General features: G+C 38.8%; 21 protein-coding genes. 7 read left to right on the top strand and 14 right to left on the bottom strand.

The window, feature by feature from the left end; genetic code table 11:
• Positions 1–314: 314 nt before the first annotated feature.
• Both OB236_RS23700 and OB236_RS23695 read right to left on the bottom strand, forming a co-directional pair.
• Positions 315–509 carry a hypothetical protein gene (locus OB236_RS23700; RefSeq protein WP_262686204.1) on the bottom strand — a complete coding sequence of 65 codons (195 nt, stop codon included), beginning with the start codon at positions 507–509 and terminating at the stop codon, positions 315–317.
• A gap of 23 nt (positions 510–532) precedes the next feature.
• On the bottom strand, positions 533–1570 hold the full coding sequence (locus OB236_RS23695) for a RelA/SpoT domain-containing protein (RefSeq protein ID WP_262686203.1): 1038 nt from the start codon (positions 1568–1570) through the stop codon (positions 533–535).
• 208 nt (positions 1571–1778) lie between these two features.
• Here OB236_RS23695 and OB236_RS23690 point away from each other — a divergent pair, with 208 nt between their 5' ends.
• Positions 1779–2102 (top strand): hypothetical protein, encoded by a 324-nt coding sequence (locus OB236_RS23690; RefSeq protein WP_262686202.1) that lies wholly within the window; start codon positions 1779–1781, stop codon positions 2100–2102.
• Positions 2103–2143: 41 nt separating this feature from the next.
• Positions 2144–2590, top strand: coding sequence for a hypothetical protein (locus OB236_RS23685; RefSeq protein WP_262686201.1), 447 nt, complete (start codon positions 2144–2146; stop codon positions 2588–2590).
• 621 nt (positions 2591–3211) lie between these two features.
• On the opposite strand, the gene OB236_RS23680 is transcribed toward OB236_RS23685, so the two are convergent.
• From OB236_RS23680 to OB236_RS23670, 3 genes are all read right to left on the bottom strand, one after another.
• Positions 3212–3685, bottom strand: a complete 474-nt coding sequence (locus tag OB236_RS23680; RefSeq protein ID WP_262686200.1) for a ribonuclease H family protein — start codon at positions 3683–3685, stop codon at positions 3212–3214.
• A gap of 269 nt (positions 3686–3954) precedes the next feature.
• Positions 3955–5634 (bottom strand): discoidin domain-containing protein, encoded by a 1680-nt coding sequence (locus OB236_RS23675; RefSeq protein WP_262686199.1) that lies wholly within the window; start codon positions 5632–5634, stop codon positions 3955–3957.
• A 190-nt stretch (positions 5635–5824) separates the two neighbouring features.
• Complete coding sequence (locus OB236_RS23670) at positions 5825–6883, bottom strand: fibronectin type III domain-containing protein (protein WP_262686198.1); 1059 nt, start codon at positions 6881–6883, stop codon at positions 5825–5827.
• 278 nt (positions 6884–7161) lie between these two features.
• Between OB236_RS23670 and OB236_RS23665 the strand changes: the two genes are divergently transcribed.
• The 3 genes from OB236_RS23665 to OB236_RS23655 all read left to right on the top strand — a co-directional run bounded on the left by OB236_RS23665 (position 7162) and on the right by OB236_RS23655 (position 8728).
• Positions 7162–7725 carry a DUF3862 domain-containing protein gene (locus OB236_RS23665; protein ID WP_262686197.1) on the top strand — a complete coding sequence of 188 codons (564 nt, stop codon included), beginning with the start codon at positions 7162–7164 and terminating at the stop codon, positions 7723–7725.
• Between the two features lie 34 nt (positions 7726–7759).
• Positions 7760–7948 (top strand): hypothetical protein, encoded by a 189-nt coding sequence (locus OB236_RS23660; RefSeq protein ID WP_262686196.1) that lies wholly within the window; start codon positions 7760–7762, stop codon positions 7946–7948.
• Between the two features lie 63 nt (positions 7949–8011).
• Complete coding sequence (locus tag OB236_RS23655) at positions 8012–8728, top strand: hypothetical protein (protein WP_262686195.1); 717 nt, start codon at positions 8012–8014, stop codon at positions 8726–8728.
• Positions 8729–8841: 113 nt separating this feature from the next.
• On the opposite strand, the gene OB236_RS23650 is transcribed toward OB236_RS23655, so the two are convergent.
• The 7 genes from OB236_RS23650 to OB236_RS39845 all read right to left on the bottom strand — a co-directional run bounded on the left by OB236_RS23650 (position 8842) and on the right by OB236_RS39845 (position 15234).
• Positions 8842–9114 (bottom strand): YolD-like family protein, encoded by a 273-nt coding sequence (locus OB236_RS23650; RefSeq protein WP_262686194.1) that lies wholly within the window; start codon positions 9112–9114, stop codon positions 8842–8844.
• 5 nt (positions 9115–9119) lie between these two features.
• A complete protein-coding gene (locus OB236_RS23645; RefSeq protein ID WP_262686193.1) occupies positions 9120–9515 on the bottom strand; it encodes a hypothetical protein in 396 nt (131 codons plus the stop codon).
• Complete coding sequence (locus OB236_RS23640) at positions 9512–9721, bottom strand: hypothetical protein (protein ID WP_262686192.1); 210 nt, start codon at positions 9719–9721, stop codon at positions 9512–9514. The genes OB236_RS23645 and OB236_RS23640 overlap by 4 nt, the downstream gene beginning before the upstream one ends.
• A gap of 137 nt (positions 9722–9858) precedes the next feature.
• Complete coding sequence (locus OB236_RS23635) at positions 9859–10638, bottom strand: discoidin domain-containing protein (RefSeq protein WP_262686191.1); 780 nt, start codon at positions 10636–10638, stop codon at positions 9859–9861.
• Between the two features lie 63 nt (positions 10639–10701).
• Entirely contained in the window at positions 10702–11841 is a 1140-nt protein-coding gene (locus tag OB236_RS23630) for a hypothetical protein (RefSeq protein ID WP_262686190.1), read from the bottom strand.
• A gap of 223 nt (positions 11842–12064) precedes the next feature.
• Positions 12065–13981: a fibronectin type III domain-containing protein gene (locus OB236_RS23625; protein ID WP_262686188.1), complete on the bottom strand. Its 1917-nt coding sequence runs from the start codon at positions 13979–13981 to the stop codon at positions 12065–12067.
• A 242-nt stretch (positions 13982–14223) separates the two neighbouring features.
• Entirely contained in the window at positions 14224–15234 is a 1011-nt protein-coding gene (locus OB236_RS39845) for a fibronectin type III domain-containing protein (protein ID WP_317259372.1), read from the bottom strand.
• A 357-nt stretch (positions 15235–15591) separates the two neighbouring features.
• Here OB236_RS39845 and OB236_RS23615 point away from each other — a divergent pair, with 357 nt between their 5' ends.
• Positions 15592–18336: an Ig-like domain-containing protein gene (locus OB236_RS23615; RefSeq protein ID WP_262686186.1), complete on the top strand. Its 2745-nt coding sequence runs from the start codon at positions 15592–15594 to the stop codon at positions 18334–18336.
• A 208-nt stretch (positions 18337–18544) separates the two neighbouring features.
• Here OB236_RS23615 and OB236_RS23610 read toward each other — a convergent pair whose 3' ends face one another.
• Positions 18545–18766 carry a hypothetical protein gene (locus OB236_RS23610; protein WP_262686185.1) on the bottom strand — a complete coding sequence of 74 codons (222 nt, stop codon included), beginning with the start codon at positions 18764–18766 and terminating at the stop codon, positions 18545–18547.
• A gap of 124 nt (positions 18767–18890) precedes the next feature.
• On the opposite strand from OB236_RS23610, the gene OB236_RS23605 reads away from it, so the two are divergent.
• Entirely contained in the window at positions 18891–19022 is a 132-nt protein-coding gene (locus OB236_RS23605) for a YjcZ family sporulation protein (protein WP_262686184.1), read from the top strand.
• 97 nt (positions 19023–19119) lie between these two features.
• Here OB236_RS23605 and OB236_RS23600 read toward each other — a convergent pair.
• Positions 19120–19268 (bottom strand): IS3 family transposase (locus tag OB236_RS23600; RefSeq protein WP_262686604.1); only part of this gene is annotated, 149 nt, incomplete at its 5' end.

The raw sequence follows: 19268 nt of genomic DNA, 5'->3' as shown, positions 1-19268 counted from the left end.
TCATAATTCATAACAAGTACACCAAGCATAATGGAGCCAGTAACCCATAGCAGCCACACGATCGTTCTCACATAGCCCTTAGATTTATTGAAATAATATATAAGATAAGCCATTAATAGAAACAGAGCGACAAGAAATCCCGGTATTTCTCTATAGCCGGTCCCGTGGAAAGGTGAAGTACCTAAATGCTCTCCCCACAAAATAATAGCAATAATGATAAGGAAACAACCTAAATACCCTTTATACTTCAGAGTGCCAACTCCTTATCTGCTAAATGTGGATCCGCAGAACCCGACTGTGACCGCTCTTCCTTCTTATCGAACTTTAAACTCACAGGTTTCACGCATGTAATACTCTCCCGCGATCTTAACAGTCTCAGGAGTTACTTTCTCTATGATACCTCGATAGGCCAGCATTTCACCCTGCATCCATACGGATACGGGTACCGTGTAGTTCTGAGCCGTTTGAAGGTGGAAATCACAGGTAAGTGGTTGGTTGGGTTTGAACATGGTTGCCTCCAATAAAAACTCGATTATTCGCTTTTATTCTTATTTATATTTCTAAGCGCTTTAGCTTGAACCGTTATAAATGAATCAGGACCCACACTAAATACAATGTCTGAACCTGTGGCATTATTTTGATTAAGATGTTTGAAAGGGAAAAGTTTCCCTTGAACAATTTTCTCAAAAGAGATTGAATCTGATGAGTTATTTATTTTTTCTCGTAGAGTTTGAATTTCGTCTAATAAAACTAGTTTTTCCTCATCATCTAGTTTTTTATTTTGATTTATCTTTATTTCCAGGTCTTTGATTGATTGATTCTTATCTTCTAACTCATTTTGATAGGATACATGTATTCCATCAATATTATCTTTTAAAAAATTAAGATATGTCCCCATTTCGTCAGCGCTTCCTGCGAATCTATTAAATATTTGAATATACGGGTTTAAAATCGGATTATCTTTATCATATGGATATCGGATATTATGATCAATTTCACTCCATCCTTCTTCAAAGATAGTCCTCACTTGAATTTCAGCAATTGTTTCTTCTTTAAAATGTTTTGATTTAATCGTATAGTGAACAGAACGGTATCCGTAAGGATGGGGTTTAACTACGCACTTCTTGTATTCGGCAGGTATATTTTTAATATTGAAATCCCCCTCCCTATAATATAAAGTGGGGTTTTTTTCATGCAAGTTCCAATGTTTCATTATGTAATTATCAATATCGATCCAGTCACTTTTAAACAAATGAATCGCCCTTACACCTACTAAGTCTGTGATTTCTTTCTGGTAATTCTTAAGGTCAATAATTCTTTTAGGCTTCTCTATTCTTTTACGGATAATCTTCTCTACTAAGTGCTCAGAATCTTTGACTCTATATTTTATTGAGTGAACCTTGGGATCTTTCCGTAATTTCTCAGAAATTGATTTCCCCATTGACTCGTACTGATCTTTTTTAGCTTCAAAGTCATTAAATATCTCAAGCAATTCTTCGCAGACAAGTCCTGTTTTATTAAATTCCTCGATAGTAATCCTATATTTAGTTAAAAACTTTTCTATTTCCATAAACTCATTCCTTTCCAATAGGTGCTAGTACCATAGACCCATTATTCGACATAAGGAAACATTTTCCTTCTAAATATAGAATTAAGATTTACTATGTTATTTTATAAAAATTATATTTTTATGGTAAAAAGTCCCGGTTTTTAGTATAGTCTATATTACATAGTTCGATTAAATTTTCCATATATAGGAAAAGAAAGAGGTAAATTAAATGGCTTTTATTGCATTTCTAAGTTTCTTGGGATTTGTAGGTTGTTTAGTAGGCGCAATTGTTTCAGTAGCTCAAAAAAATGGAAAACATAAAAAGTATTTCATTCTATCAGGAGCAGTGTTCGTATTATTCATCATATCTGTAGTTACTTCCTCCGGAACGTCTACAACCACAACGGAAGCTACTGATGACTCTAAGACTGCAGTCGTTACTGCGTCGGCACCTGCTCCAAGCAAAGCTGAAGTGGATGCCCAAAAGAAAGCTCAGGTCGATGAAAAGCCAGAACTGAAGCGGCAGCAAAAGCTGAAGCTGAGGCTAAACTGAAAGCGGAACAAGAGAAAAATAAGATACCAGGAACAATAGGGATGAATCCTGAGGAATTTCAAAAAGGCTTTAATGCTTTCGCTACAGAAAATAAATCAAGTTTAAAGATTAATAATTTGAAAGTTGTTGAAGGCTCCGTTCAAAATACATTTGAGTATTGGTTTACCAAGAAAATTGGCATGATAGGCACGATAAACAAAATAGACGGTAGCCTAAGGAGTGTAATGATAGTAGGGCAGGGAGACGGTACTATGGAATCAACTGCCGATTTATTTACTATCTATGTTTTTCTGATCGCAGTTACGAATCCCTCCTTAGTTCCTGATGACAGAGGAACTATAATGACCGAGTTAGGGTTCTTCGACAAAAATAATGATATCAATAATATGAATAAATCAACGATACGGAATGGAATAAAATATAGCGCTTCATATAGTAAAGAATTAGGCTTGTTGTTTTCAGCTGGAGATGCTAGTGAAAAAAAGTGATTCAGGAAGTTTTGCAACGCTGGATGAAAAAAATTCACTCTTAAGAACACACTTCAACTTTCGAGCAAGATTTATAGCGTGAATTTCAACTAAATTAAGCCCCAACGAGATCCTTTCTCTTCGGGCTTTACTGTGAGTTCATTTATTTGAAACGAGTTTATTGATTATTCTTTTTATTCCGTTGCCACTTCATAACAGGTATGGCCGCACTAAGTACTGCAGAAATCCATAGTGATTCGCCTTCACCTAAAAACCACTGGGGCAGAGGCATGGAGATGCTGGAGGCTTGCCGAGAGGCAGCCACTTGAAGGTACGCGGGACCTATATCGGGATGGTTTTGTAAAGATTGAATGAGTCTGAGTTCAGATATCCGTGCATATTCCGCCTCGGCTTGCTCGAGGTTAAGCACGATTTCTTCCCATTCCAGATCAAGCCCCGCTATGATAAGTATATCTTGATCCCGGACCGCAACCCACTGCTCACCATGCTCATTTTCATAATACCAAGAATGCGACTTGCTCTCTCCTATCGCCCATGCTGGAGGATTCTTTCCTCGATGCTTTGTAATGCAACTTTAAAATGATTGCTCATTTACATTCCCGCTTTCAAGTAATTTCGGAATCACCGACTTAGAACCACTTTTCTTGCGGCGTTATGGGCTGCTTTATAGTAAATATTTTTGATTCTTTCCTCATCCATATAGCCGATTTCAAGTTCAAAAGGCATAGAAGCGACAAATTGGTCCCTCAGTATTTTCAATTCCTGAATTGCCTCTCGGATCTCTTGATTACCACCACCGTTTATCAAGGTTTCGATTACATTTAGATCTGAATAGATATGGACTTTCTTGGGACGCCTTAGACGGGTACGATAGGAATCAAGGAGCTTGGGGATGGTTTCGAGTGCGAAGGAAAGAGCCTTAATCTCTGCATATACATTGGTGTTCAAATAGGGAATGGTCTTAGCTCGGGATCTTAGAGTAAACTGATGGTCGCCAACCATGGTGAAGGCCAGTCCGACTCTGGGGTTATCGGGCAATACGGAGCAATCGCAGAATACAGAAATGATTTCATTGTTGTGAAGGTAACGCTTCATTTGGTCTTTTCGTTCTGGGGTTAGCGTGGAATAAGGGTTTACTGGAGGGTATGGTTTCTTGCGTATGAGCTTCACCTGCCTTGGGGTTGTTTCAAGTTTACTTCTATGAAATATGGTTCGACACTAACAGACATTATTCCTTTATTTGGATTGTTGTTTTAAAACATAAAAGCCCCCGATCCCGGAGGATGAGGGCTATGCTGCGTCTTATGGAGCCGGCGCCATGTATTCCTTACAAAAGTGCTACAGTCTATAACACTTTATAAAATCTATTGTTGTTCCATCATCTCAATTTCACCTACAGCAATATATGAGCCTCCTGTTGAGGCAGAAATATTTAATCTATAATATTGAAATGATTGTGGATTTGATACAATAAATTCTCTCTTTTCCCCTACTGCCCAATTTATTTGATTAGTTTTCGTATCAAGCACCGTCCAATTTGTGCCATTGCTCGAACCTTCAAAAGTCCAATTCTTTGGCGTATAATTACCACCATCGTAGCCTGTGGATGAAGATCTAGCAACAGTATATTTAGCAATAGTTTTTGCTTGAGCTAATTTAACACCGACCCATGCAGGCGATGTAGTAAACCAAGCATCTGCACTATTTTGATTAAAAGCTCTATATGCTCCGTAAGTAGTTGAGTCAGATTGACTACTGAATAGAACAGTATAATTGGTGGTTGGTATAATATTTCCTGAATATGACAGCACACTTGTCTGAGAGCTAGGAACATTTGAAAGAGTAGATACATTATTTGCATTATCTAATGTCTTTAAAGCAAAGTAATATGTTGTACTAGGGCTTAAGCCGTTGATAACGATTGATTGAGAGGTACCTGCAATTGCCGGTGTTGGTTCCCCTGTTACTTGAACTGCACTTGCCCAGTTAGCTTCAGTGATTGGAGAAGTACTATAACGTATATCATAATATGTTGCTGTTCCCACTGATCCGTCATTTCCAGGAGCCGTCCAGCTTAAAGCGATTGAAGAGGAAGTTGGGTTTCCAGATGATAAATTAGTCACGGCTGCCGGTGCAGTTGTATCCTGATTGCCAGGACCTTCAGCGATTTCTCCTACCTTCCATGATTGTCCTCCATTAATGATGACAGTAGCGTTTCCCTTTGTTCCGTCCACCCATCCACTCGCAATTAATGAGGATGATTCCGAGTCAACTTCAATTTTTCCAGAATAGACACGATCAGCACAATTATTATTGGAACCGCCAAAAGTTATGTGATATAAACTAGTCTCATTACCGGCAAGCTGAAATGATGTAGCTGGGACGATTGTAGATTCGATTCCGTCATAAGATGAACCTGCCGTCGACAGAGAAGCCCCATTCTTTTTGTAAAGAAATAATTTTAAATCTGCCACACTATTTTTCAAATTAGTAATGTTTAGAGATAAGTCTACAGATTGTGAGACTGAGCAAAAAGAGTTCATTGGGATAGAAAACTCTTTATAGTTTTGACTGACTTCAATTGGTGGAGTACTTGGAGTAGTTTGTTCAATTCCGAAAACATCAAATTCATAAATAAAAGTAATTCCCGCTGTTGGTCTAACTATTAATTTCTTAACATTTTTAATTTCATCAAATGCTGTTTTTGTTAATAAACCTGGTTTTGTAGCAATTAATGTATTCGAAGAATCATAAAAATCGAAATTCACAGTATTATCTCCGTTATATTGTAAAGCATTGATTGTTACCAGATTCACAAAATCATATTGCATCCATTCAGGACCTAAATCTGGTCTACCAATTTGTACACAATGAGAAGTTAAACGATCAGTAATGCAATCATATGGCCTTATTTTCGCATTGTATTGATAATAATCAACGGGCTTGCCGTCGAGAAGTCCACTTGGGTATGCAAAGGTAGTGGAGATTGGTAACATCAAAAATAAAATCACTGAAAACAATAAAACTGACAAGTACTTCTTCAAACAAATCTCTCCCTTATCTTCCAATTTAATATGTATAAGACAAATAGTAGATTACAATATATTCCATGGAATGTCTAAACTTATATTTACTTTTATTGTAATTAAAGGTTTGTAAACGGTAACGGTTTTGTAAAGTCATGGAAACGAAAAAAAAGCCCTCAATCCCGAAGGATGAGGGCTTTGCTGTATTTTATGGAGTAGGTGTATACTCATTAACTTCATATAGCTCGATCTTATTAAATGCGATATTATCCTTGCGTGTTAGGAAGCTAGCTTTGTTGAACGATTTATTGATCGTATAGACTTCAGCTCCGGTTCCTGCAGCGCGTGCAGCATACCAGGTGGTAAAGCTGTTTACTTCAGTCATGGATAGATCATATTCTTTTTCAAGACCGCTAACGAGGGTGATAACGAGTAGGGCTCGGTTGTTGCCTGCAGGTGGTGTCACTGTTCCTTGTGGCGTAGCTGATGCTTCGTTTGAATTCCCACTCTCTCCGCTTGAGTTCAGTGCTGTGACTACGTAGTAGTATTTAGTTCCGTTTGTAACTGTGGTGTCCGTGTAAGGCGATCCGTAAACGTTACTGGCGATTGTGGTGTAAGGACCACCTGCTGTTGTAGAGCGTTTGATGTTATAGCCGGTTGCACCATTTACAGCAGGCCATGTAAGTGTGACTTGGGCGTTGCCGGTAGTAGCTGTTAACACCGGAGTAATCGGACTTGAATTACCTACCGCATATCCGAATAATCTTATATAAGTTCCACCGCTTGCTTTATAGTTGACTATTTTGATTGTATGTGTCCCTGGGGAAAGGCCAGTGACTGAATAATAAAAGTTATCACTTATATCTGCTGGACCTGCTGCGTCATAGGTGCCATGTACAATACCATCTACAAGAATTTGAACAATACCATTGTCTGTGTCACGCCTAAAAATAACATCTACAGCCGTTGAATTTATCTGAAATTGCGCTGAGTCACCTAAGTTGCTGGTGTACATGATTGTCCCGGGTGATAGATCATACCAACTCCCTGTGTAAGTTATACTTGGGTCACTGTATGAAATTTTAGTAAATCCGCTGGTGTATGCAAAACTGGGTATTGAAAATAAAAGCGACATAAATAGTAATAACGGCACTAACCATCCAACCACTTTAACTTTGACTCTAGGAATTGCCAATGAATTTTCTTGATGTACCCTTAGATCAGACATATCTTTTTCATTACCTCTAAGTACCGAATGTTCTTCCAAAACAAATCTCTCCCTTATCTTCCAATTTATTATGTATAAGACAAATAGTAGATTACAAGATATTCCAGAGGATGTCCAAACAAATAAAACTATATATTGTAAATATAAGTCGATATTTGCATAATTCTTATAGGGAGGGGATAGGAGCCTTCGCTATAAGGAGATATTTCAATACTGAATGTAGTGGTACTATATTCCTATATTTGGTATAGTTGGATTTGACATAATTCGAGCAAATCCCCCGACCGATGGGAAATGAAAAAAGGCGATGAAATGTATTGAAATATTACAAAATGATATTAGCAATAGTTATATCTTCAAGCTTACTAGCTGGTTGTGGTCAAACGAAAGCGGAAAAAGAAGCAGCGGCGAAAGCTGAGATGGAATTCAGAGTTACAGCCGAAGCAGAAGCTAAGGTTAAGCTAGCTGCAGAAACAGAGGCTAAAGCAAAGGCTGATGAAGAAGCAAAGAAACAAGCAGAAGCCAAGAAAATAGCGGATGATGCGGCGAAAGCTAAAGCAGATCAGGATGCAAAGGATAAAGCTACGGCTAACGCTGCAGCTAAAGCAGCTGCAGAAGAAGCGAAGAAAAAAGAAGCAAATAAAACCATAACTAAAGCGGAATTCGATCAATTGAAAACAGGAATGACATACGACGAGGCTACTGATATCATTGGCGGTCCAGGCGAGGTTTTATCAGAGTCAGGGACAAAAGGTGGGAGTGGTCTTGATATACATACCGTAATGTATATGTATAAAGGTGAGGGCTCATTAGGGGCCAATGCCAATTTGATGTTCCAAAATGAAAAATTGATTAACAAGGCTCAATTGGGATTGAAATAAGGATTCAAGATTTATAAGGGGAGTGTCCGACTGAATGAAGCCACTAACAAATAATCTTGAGCTGCATACAGCTGCAGCCAATCGAAAAGAAATTGCAGTACTCATTCGAAAAGAAAGAATTGGCAAAGGAGTAATCACAGATATCACCGAAGCCTCAGTGAAAATCGGGGATGAGTGGTTCATGCGTGAAAACTGTTCTTTCTGGTTAGAGACATCCAAATGATAATTTTCTAAATGTACTGATAAGGTACTTTTACGTTAGCAAAAATTAGGGAGAATTGTTATAATGGCATTTTTTACAGATCCAGCGATGATAAAGATCATGATACCGTTACTAGCGACGTTTATAATTATTCCAATTATCAGAAAAACGTACTCACTAATTGAAGTTTCTAGTGAATTCGAAAACTTTATTAGAATGACTAATGCAAGTCGGTTTAATAAACCATTTTTTTTAACACTAGCAGTAGGATTAGTCGTTTTTATAATTTCAATATTTATATATCTATCATTTAAATTAGAGTTTGTAATATTTTATTGTTCATTTGTTATCATAGTAACCGTTGCTATTTTCTTACCAAACTTCAATAAGAACGATTTTCTAAAAGATGAAAGAATTCTAGCTTGTCTTCTGATTATTATATTCTTTGGGGTAAATCCTTTCCTATTGTTCATGACCGAAGATTTTTCAGATATTTTAAGGCTTATTTCTAGAATATCAATTGGTTCAATTATATACAGTATTTTATTAATATTGCTTTTCAATTTATTTAGGAGCATTTTGAGAAGAAAACAGAGAAAAAAGAACTATAAGCTGATATTTATTCTTAAAAATAACGTTATTATTGAAGGCACTGTTATATCAATAACAAAGCAGGGAGATTACATAATAAATATAAACCGAATTGAAAATGAAGAACCCTCGATTTTATATAATAAATCTACCGCTGAAGTATATTTAAACAAATCAGAAATTCAAAGAATAATATTTCACAAACCATAACTTATGACTTAAAAATACTGAGAGCTACAAATATTTTCCCATTTTCCAAGATTAGTTTATACTAACTACTCTTTTACAATTAGAGCAAATGAATTAAACAAAAGCCCTGAGGATCAGCTCCCAGGGCATTCTACTTTCCAGTTATCGAGGAACGGAACTTTTGTTAAATTGCCATATTTTTGAATATGTACCATCCTTGTCCGGGCATCCATGTTTGTGATCAGTCCACGCACTTGCTCGGTAACTGCCCATATAGTTAACAGCACTTCTTGGTTTTCTCGTTGAGCTTCTACCAGCTTCTCTCCAAGCTCCTCCAATTCAAACTCATCCCGGGTTGGCCTTTTCGGTATTGCATTCTTACTCACCGATTTTGCTAATTTGGACATGTGCTTCACTCCTTCATTTTCGTCAATAATCCCACCACGTACTCACCCAACATGACACTAATCTTTGATCTCACCACATCCCTCATGATGGCAAAGGGATACTCATAGCCGCGGCAAATATATTTATAGTGCAGATCATCATCCATGCGGTTTTCTTCGAAGACCTTGATTTGTCTGGACCTGAGCTCATTTTTATTTTTGACCATTTCGGCATGAATTCGATTCATGAGGATCTGTGTTGCAGCAATGTAATACCTGCGCAACATGTTGGTGGATAGTTCGAATTCCTTGCCGTTCTTCTCTATCATGGTAAGCATCATGGGCAGCAGAAGCGAGTTGAGTATCATTTCCTGTTCTTCTTCGGTGGGTTTTTGCACATGTTTTGTCACTGGAGTACTCACGCAATCACTCTCCCTGCTGCCGGTTGTACCGCGAGTATGTTGTAGATCCTGAATACCCGCAGCGCTTTCCTTTGCAGGCAATAGGCATTCACATTACCTGATTTGACGGACCTGACTTCGATCAGCCGCTGAGTGATTTGTCCTTCCGCACCTACGTAAATGATCTCAATAGTTTTGCCGATGTGCTTTATGATTTCCTTTCCCAAAGCAAACACCTCCAAATTATACGAACATACATTCTTATTATATCCATAATAAGCGAACGTATATTCTTATTTCAAGAAGTATTTTTTACAAAACAAAAAAAGCCCTCGATCCCGAAGGAAGAGGGCTTAGCTTTGTCTTATGGAACTGGCGTATACTCATTAACTTCATATAACTCGATCTTGCTGAATGCGAGGTAATCCTTGCGCGTCAGGAAGTTAGCTTTGTTAAAGTCTTTGTTAATCGTATAGACTTCTGCTCCCGTTCCCAATGCGCGTGTACTATACCAGATAACGAAGTTATTAAAATCTGCCCTAGATAAGTCGTATTCTTTTTCAACACCGCTGACAAGAGTGATAACAAGTAGAACCCTATTAATGGGCGGAGGTGGATCGATGTTACCTAATAATTCTAATTCCCCAATGATCATCCAACCATCCCCATGGTTTTCTGTAACATTGATTCTATAATACTGGTATTGATTTGTATTTGAAATTGTGTAGGTTCTTTTTTCGAAGTTGTCGAAAATAGGTTCATTAGTCACTTTATTTAGTATAGTCCAATTTTCATTATCACTGCTACATTCAAAAGTCCATGCTTTAGGAGATGAAGTAGGAAAGTTAGCTCCAGTAATACTGTATTCCTTAACGACTTTCTCATTTCCTTTTCCAAAATCATATTTTAGCCATCCTGTTTTCCCTTCTGCTTCCCAAGCGTCAACAAAATAATGAGTGTTTAGATTATCGAATGCTCGGGCGGGTCCTCTATCTCGATGCTGTGAACTTGCACTCGCATTTGCCGGATCAGTTGCGAGATCCTGTAGCGCTGGATCATCCGCAAAACTAGAAGAAGCAAAACTTAAAATGAAGATTAAAAATATGAATATTGTTATTGCTGTTTTTTTACTATAAAAATGCATATCTAACCTCCATGGGAATTTGTCTTGTTCCAATTGCTGTAGAAGACAAAGTGTCTTAATTCACTAATTTGCTTCATATTCATTCACTTCAAAAGTTTCTATCTTATCAAAAGCAATGTTATCTGTTCTACTTAAAAAGCTAGCTTTATTAAATAATTTATTAATAGCGAAAACTTCTGGACCGATTCCTGCCGCACGTGAAGTGTACCATGTAATGAAATTATTAACCTCGCCTATCGGCAGGTCGTATTCTTTTTCAAGCCCGCTTACTAATGTGATGACAAGCAGTGCACGATTTCCGCTACCAGTTGGTGGCGTTACTGATCCTTGTGGCGTAGCTGAAGCTTCATTTGAATTCCCACTTTCTCCACCTGCATTAACTGCTGTGACCACGTAGTAATATGTTGTACCGTTAGTGACTGTGGTATCTGTGTAAGGTGATCCGTAGACGTTTGTAGCAACAGTTGTGTATGGACCTCCAGCAGTTGTTGCTCGTTTGATATTATAGCTGGTTGCACCGGTTGATGCTGTCCAATTTAAAGAAACTTTGGCGTTGCCAGCTGTCGCTTTTAGAGTAGTTGGTGCTCCAAGAACAGTGTCGATCGTAAAATCTTTGATAATTCCCTCTTGCCCAGTTGGAATATTGGTCGGGACAGAATTCATTGGTTTAATTTGAATAGACAATAAGTTAACTCCACCGCCAGAAAGAGTACGAGAAAACCTTAACTTACTATCTTTTGTTAAAGAAAATTGCCCCAAATTATACCAGCTGTTGGTTATTTTTTGATTTTGATTGACAATAGTTCCATCATCAACTCTAAAACCTATATTATTCGTATCGTAAGTAGTACCATACACATAAATAAAGTATGAGCCTGTGGGATAATCGGATGGAAGTGTTAATTCCAAATAATTATTGGGTTGATACGTGCTATAATCATAAATTCCGACGCTACGAGTCGTTGCATAGTTAGTATTCGGTGCACCTGCCCCAGATGAGATATTAGTCGCAGTACTTATTAACCATTTCCATCCATTATGTGTGGTATCTCCATCATTGATGTTGCCTACACTAGCTGTTCCATCCCTTAAATCGGCCTGATACTTTGTAAATGTTGCTGCTTCAGCCTGTGGCATAGAAACCAACAGAAAAACGAAAACTGAGAAAATAAATAAACTTACTTTCTTAAATAAAGACTTCAACTAAATCTCTCCCTTATTTTCCAAATTATTATGTATAAGACAAATAGTAGACTACAATATTTCCATGGATTGTCTAAACTTATAATACCAATTATTGTAATTAAAGGTTATCAGAGGATACGACTTTCTAAAGTCAAGAAATCAAAAAAGCCCTCGATCCGAAGGATGAGGGCAGACTTTGTTTATGGAACTGGTGTATACTCAGTAACCTCAAAAGCTAAAATTACAAATTAGGTGCATAATTGGTGTTGAGCAGCATTTGCTTAACAATAAAGATAAGGTCATCATTGTTTACATACTCGTCGCCAGCTTGATCAGCCGTATATATGGCTGGATTGGCGTTTGAAGCGAGTTGACCATAATAGTATCCGTCAATCGCTAAATCCAAAAGCGTATACTCTCCGTTTCTATTCACGTCCTGGTTCTCAACGGTGACTGTATCCTCTCCGCATGAAGGGTCTCCTAAGTCAAATTCGTGATCAATATCTGCAATTCGACACTTGAGTGCGTCTACTTTACCAACCCCTACTGCTTTAGCCCGAAGCTTAAGCTTAACAAATGTTTTCTCACCCGTAATTCCATAGTTCACGCCTTGACTCGCAATGATAAATCGAAGGGTGCCGTTTTGATCTGTCGATTGATTGTAGATTTGAAAGCCCGTGACCGCCTCAAATCCCAAATAATCAAACTTTGTATTATCATACTTCACCGTAAAGTCTTCTGCATATATATTCGTTACATCTTTCAGTTCAACATTGGCTGTAAACTCTTGACCCACTTTAACCTTTTCCTCAGCAATTACGATATTCAAGGCTGGCTCTAATGGAGCCTGCGGTTTTAATGAAACTTCATTGGAATTGACACTCGATCCACCTGCATTGGAAGCGGACACTACATAATAGTAGGTTGTACCGTTGACCACTGAAGTGTCCGTATAGGTCGAGTATACATTCGAATATACGCTGCTCGTTATTGTTGTGTACGGGCCAGTTGGAGTTGTCGAGCGTTTAACATCATAGCTTGTAGCCCCTAAGGAAGCTGTCCATGTCAAGATGTTCTGTAGGTTACCAGCTAGCCCTGATAAAGCCGGTGCCGTAGGTGCAGGTGGCAAGGGTGCTTGTGGAGTAGTTGAAACTTCATTTGAATTGGAACTTTCGCCATAAGCATTTATTGCTGTGACCACGTAATAATAGGTTGTACCGTTGGTAACGGCTGAATCGTTGTATGATGATCCTGCAACGCTACTGGCGATTGTGGTGTAAGGGCCACCTGCTGTTGTAGAACGTTTGACGTTATAGCTAGTTACTTCTGTTGATATTGTCCAATTTAGGATAACATTCCCATCTGCTGGTACGGCTGAAAGGCCATTTGGTGCATTCGGCGGTGTTGTATCAGGTAAAGGATCGGTCTTGAATGAAAGTGTCTTTCCGATAGATTCACCAAATGAATTCAAAGCCGTTATGCGAAACGTATAATTCGTATCAGCCGCTAATCCGTTTATCGTTGCTGTTCTACCTGAAACTCCAACAAATGATGATTCTGTTGAGGTATGCACCAAACCCGGATTATATATTTTAACTGTTGTCAAATCAACATCCGTTGGATTGGTCCAAGACACTACAGCAGACTCAAATGTTTTACTCACTAATTGAAAATTTGACGGATCGATTGGAACTTTCGCGTTGTTGATTTTCACCTCATAAATATTTGCAGGAACTCCCGAATAGTTGTATAAATCAATCCTCTTTACACCAACAATTTTTGGAAAAGTTTTTTGTTCAGATTTATTTCCAGCAACATTTTGAGTGAACATAGGATCTTGACTACCACCGGATATACCTGCTCCAGCAGCGTTATACATAGTCATAATCAAATTAGTTGGATTATTTGAATTCCCGAATTTCATAAAAGCTGAATCGATATCTATAGGACTCGGAAAAGTAATAGTAATATATCTGTAAGTTGGCGCAGGCACGCCAATTACCGAAAAAGTTTCTAAATCCCCATCTCTAATATTTAATACCGTTGTACCACTCCCTGCTGTGTTATTTACAAGGGTCGCCGTGTCTATGTCTGCCGCAAATACGGACCCCTGAAATGCAAAAAAAACAAGAACGAACATAAACCATATTTTTTTCAAATTCCAACCTCCTTTCAGGGTATTACATTGAGCTACAGATAAATACTTCTTCAAACAAATCTCTCCCTTATTTTCCAATTTATTATGTATAAGACAAATAGTAGATTACAAGATATTCCATGGATTGTCTAAACTTATATTACCTTTTATTGTAATTAAAGGTTTGTAAACGGTAACGATTTTGTAAAGTCTTGGGAACGAAAAAAGCCCTCGATCCCGAAGGATGAGGGCTTTGCTGTATTTTATGGAGCAGGTGTATACTCATTAACTTCATACAGCTCAATCTTATTAAATGCGATATTATCCTTGCGTGTTAGGAAGCTGGCTTTGTTGAACGATTTATTGATTGTGTATACCTCAGCTCCAGTCCCAGCAGCGCGAGCAGCATACCATGTGGTGAAGCTGTTTACTTCGGTCATGGATAGATCATATTCTTTTTCAAGGCCACTAACAAGGGTGATAACAAGTAGTGCCCTGTTGCCTGTAGGTGGTGTTACTGTTCCTTGAGGCGTAGCTGATGCTTCGTTTGAATTGCCGCTCTCTCCGCCTGAATTAACTGCTGTGACCACGTAGTAATAGGTTGTACCGTTAGTGACAGTTGTATCGGTGTAAGGTGAACCGTAGACGTTGGTAGCAACTGTTGTGTATGGTCCTCCAGCTGTTGTGGAGCGTTTGATGTTATAGCCGGTTGCGCCTGTAACGGCGGTCCAGCTAAGGGTGACTTGGGCATTGCCGGCTGTAGCAGTTAGTCCTAGAGGCATGGAAGGGATTTGAACAGCATTGGAAACATACCACTCATATATGTTTCCTTTTACGGTTCCTTCAGCAATTAAATTAAAAGCTACTTTTTTTACGTTTGGTACATTTATTGAATGATATGAAGAATCATTTGCAGCAATTGTATATGTAGATAATCTTGTGTTACTAATCCCATCATAAAAAGCAAGAGTTACATCTGTTGAAGCAAAGAATCTTACACTTCTTATTGTACTCGGTACGCTATTTAAATCAAAATAATACCAAAACGCATTACTATATGCAGGATTTGCTGTAGAATCATTACCATCAACTTCATATCCAGTTGAGATTAAATTAGGATAAGTCACTGAATTGGGTATATCAGGTACTGGTGAGTTTCCATAGTAGCTACCGACCAGCAGATTCCCTGGAATAGGTGCAGCGAAAACAGACGAAATAGGAACCATTAAAAATACAATTACCGCAAACAATAAACCTGACAAATACTTCATCAAACAAGTCTCTCCCTTATCTTCCAATTTATAATGTATAAGACAATAGTAGTTTACAATATATTCCATGGATTGTCTAAACTTATAATCCCATTTATTGTAATTATAGGTTTGAAAACGGTAACGTTTTTGTAAAGTCTTATAATTGAAAGAAGCTCTCAATCCCGAAGGGAGATGAGGGCTTTTTATATGTGCTTATGAGATTTATTGCCTTGTAACGAGGCAAATAATTCGGTTTCAAAGGATTGACCCCATGTAAAAAATTGGCTAGTATATAGCTTGTCCATCTTATTCTGTCGGGAGGGCAGTTAACCATTGTAAGTGCTAATATTTTCAACAACACATTGGAGGTTTGCAATCGTGAAAGGTCTACTTAAAAAGTCTTTATCGACAGTAGTTATTTTTACTTTATTAATTATATCCGTTTTACCGGGACTAGCTTTTGCTGCTCCGATATTAGTATCATCTGTATCTATTACCAACCCTGCCGCGACTGTTGCAATGGGTGGAACACTGCAGATGGGTGCTACTGTTTCGCCTCCTAATGCAACAAATCCAACATTGACATGGTCAATAATGCCTGCGACTGGCAATGCTTCGATATCAAGTTCGGGATTATTGACACCTGTACTGCCTGGACTTGTCGTAGTTAAAGCAGAAGCTAATGACGGCTCTAACAAGGGAACTTCAGTTATTGTTACGATAACGGCAACAAATACACTCGTTACTGGAATTACTGTAACTTCCGCAGGTAACGCTATTTCGTTGAATACTGGTGCAACTCTACAATTGACAGCAACAGTAGCTCCAGTAGGCGCAACTAACCGTGCAGTGGTTTGGACTTCTTCCAGTACTGCTTTAGCTACTGTTAGTAGCTCAGGATTGGTAAAAGCTTTAACAACAGGAATAGTTACAATCACTGCAACTGCAGCTGACGGTTCTGGTATCCTTGGGACTATACCTTTAAGTATTATGCAAGGTCCAGTACCCAGTACTTCGATCACAATCACTAGTCCAGTTAGTACTGTTGTGCTTGGACAAACGTTACAAATGACTGGTGTAGTCGGACCAGCAAATGCAACTAACAAAAATGTAAACTGGTACACGCAAGCGGGAACAGGGACAGCTTCAATTAGTAACACAGGACTTTTAACTGGTGATTCTCTTGGTACGGTTAAGGTTTATGGTCAACCTGATGATGCCGCTACTAGCGCTCAATTTGTTACTATTACTGTGATACCAGCTCCAATTTTAGTTTCTTCAATTTTAGTAGCTAGCTTAAGTGTAACTAATAGCGTGTATGTTGGTTCTTCCGTTCAAATGTTGTCTCACGCGTTGCCAGCTGACGCTTCTAATGATAGTGTTACTTGGACAGTCGCTCCAGGAACTGGAACAGCAACAATCAACTCCACAACTGGTTCTTTAACTGGTGTTACAACTGGTACTGTTACAGTTACAGCAACAGCTAATGACGGTAGTGGTGTGCATAATTCATTTGTTATGACTGTTGAATCAGTCAATGTTCCTGTTACAGGGCTTGAAATTTCTTCTTCAGCTGTGAGTTTGATGGCTGGTAATACGTTACAAATAACTTCTGCAATTTTACCTATAAACGCTACTAACAAGAATGTAGTATGGTCTGTGATTAACATGACTGGATCAGCTACGATCAGCAATACTGGTTTACTTACGGGTGTGACTGCTGGAACTATCGAAATTAAAGCATTAGCAGCAGATGGTTCTAACACAACTTCATCCATTATCGGATTCTCAATTACTCCTGGATCTAATGCTCCAGTACCAGCTACTGGTATTGTGGTAACATCTGCTTCTGCTTCAGTCGAGACAGGTAAGACTTTACAACTCGGCACAGTTTTAACTCCAACTAATGCTACTAATCAAAGTGTAGCTTGGTCAGTGTACGGTAACACTGGTACTGCCACAATTGACAGTGCCGGCCTATTAACTGCAGGACTTACAGGAGATGTTACTGTAACAGCAGCTACTTACGCTGGGTCTGCAATTAAAGGTACAAAAGTTATTACTATCACTAGAGTTTTAACTACTCCGGTAACAGGGATTACGGTAGATAGTGATGGTAGCGTTACTGCTATGTTCATCAACAGGACATTAACTTTCAACGCAACCGTAACTCCAAGTGAAGCTTCTAACAAAGACGTTACTTGGTCAGTTATAAACGGGACTGGAACTGCTACTATTACGGATGCAGGAGTCCTTACATCTACAGCAGGTGGAACAGTAACTGTAGTGGCTACTGCTAAAGATGGTTCAGGGGTAACAGGAAGTAAAGCTATTACTATTATGTATACACAAAGTCGTAGCAGTGGATCAAGTGGCAGTGGTGTGGGTCCAGTAGTGACAACTCCTACAACTCCTACAACTCCTACAGTACCAGTACAAGATCCTAATACTCCAGTAGCAGCACCTCCTGTGGCTAATGGTCTTATCTATCCTAAGTCTGATATTGCGGCACTGGCAGAATCTATCAAAGCTACAATTGCTTCGTCCAAACCAACACAAACTTTCCGTGATATGATTAATCACTGGAGTGACAATTCAGTGAATGTGTTTACACAATTAGGCATTCTTGATGGTTATGATGACGGAACTTTCAAACCAGATGCCAGTATTACACGTGGTGAGTTCGCGACTATTATCGTCAAAGCCTTTAAGGTGAAAGCGGCAGAAACAAAAGCTCCAGCCTTAAAAGATGTGGATAACCACTGGTCGAAAGATGATGTGCAGAAACTAGTAGATAACGGTATTATTAACGGTTATGAGGATGGCAGCTTTAAGCCAAATGCCAACATTACTCGTGCTGAAGAAGTCGCTATTATTGCTAGAGTAGCTGACATTGAAAAAGCTAATAAAGTGTCTGATACTAAGTTCAATGATGTAGGTACTTCATGGAACCAAGTTCAAATTCAACAAGCTGCAGCGGCTGGAATTGTTTCTGGTCAATCAGAGGGTACATTTGCACCAAATAGTAGTTCAACTAGAGCTGAGTCCTTGGCTATTGTTTTGAGAACTATGCAATTAAACCCGGATATTAAAACTTTATTGCAAACTTTAGGAGCTAAGTAATAGCTATGTGGGAGTTAGAAAATTTCTAACTCCCTTTTATTTTTGCTAATTGGGAACAAAAGAGCTACCTATAGCTTATACATAAGTATCACGGATCAAATCGCCTTCCAAATGGTTTCGGGAGGCGGTTTTTTTGACTGACCGGAAGCCATTACTTTTAGGGTTCACGTCGCAATCCTGAAGGAAGAGGGCTTTAACATACCCAGCTCTAAACCTCTAAGTCTCGATCCACCCGACCATCCAGCACCGTATTCAGAAACGCCAGCTCCGAAGCAGTCAGCGTTTTGTCTATAATCTTCTGCATCCAGTCCCATAGTATTGATAAACGATTAATAGACGGTGCAATGACGCAACCGTCTTTTTGATGATCCGTTGCCAGGAAAGGAGGTAACATAGGAACAGTCGGAGGAACGATCCTACACCACAGCATATGAAAATCTTCCGAGTTGGGAACCTGTGGCTCCTACATTTAATCACCCATTTTGGCATCCGTCCAGTCACGCTTCCGCTGACATTCATAACATACTCTATGCAAGGCAGAAGGAGGGGTAAACATGGGTCTTGGAGTTGATGGAATTGGTGGAATTGGTGGAAGTTGCGGAGGCTATGGTTTAGGAACTAGTACAGCCGCCATTCTTGTACTATTCATTTTGTTGGTTATTATAAGCAGTGCTTTTGTTATTTAAATATTTGTTAACCACCTCTCGCTCAATTTGGGAGGTGGTTACAGCTACCCTTTCGTTGCCTATACACTTGGATTGTCAACAGAAAACTGGACAATATTTATGAGGGGATTTTTCTAAATTCATTGGGAGTAAGATACCCCAAGGTACCATGAATTCGGTGGCGGTTGAACCATTGGACGTAATCGCTGAGCTCAAGAGTTAGCTGCTCCGAGTTCAAGAAATGAGCATGGTTAGCAAATTCAGTCA

The sequence above is a fragment of the Paenibacillus baimaensis genome (assembly GCF_025567575.1).
This window is presented reverse-complemented; position numbering and strand designations above follow the sequence as displayed.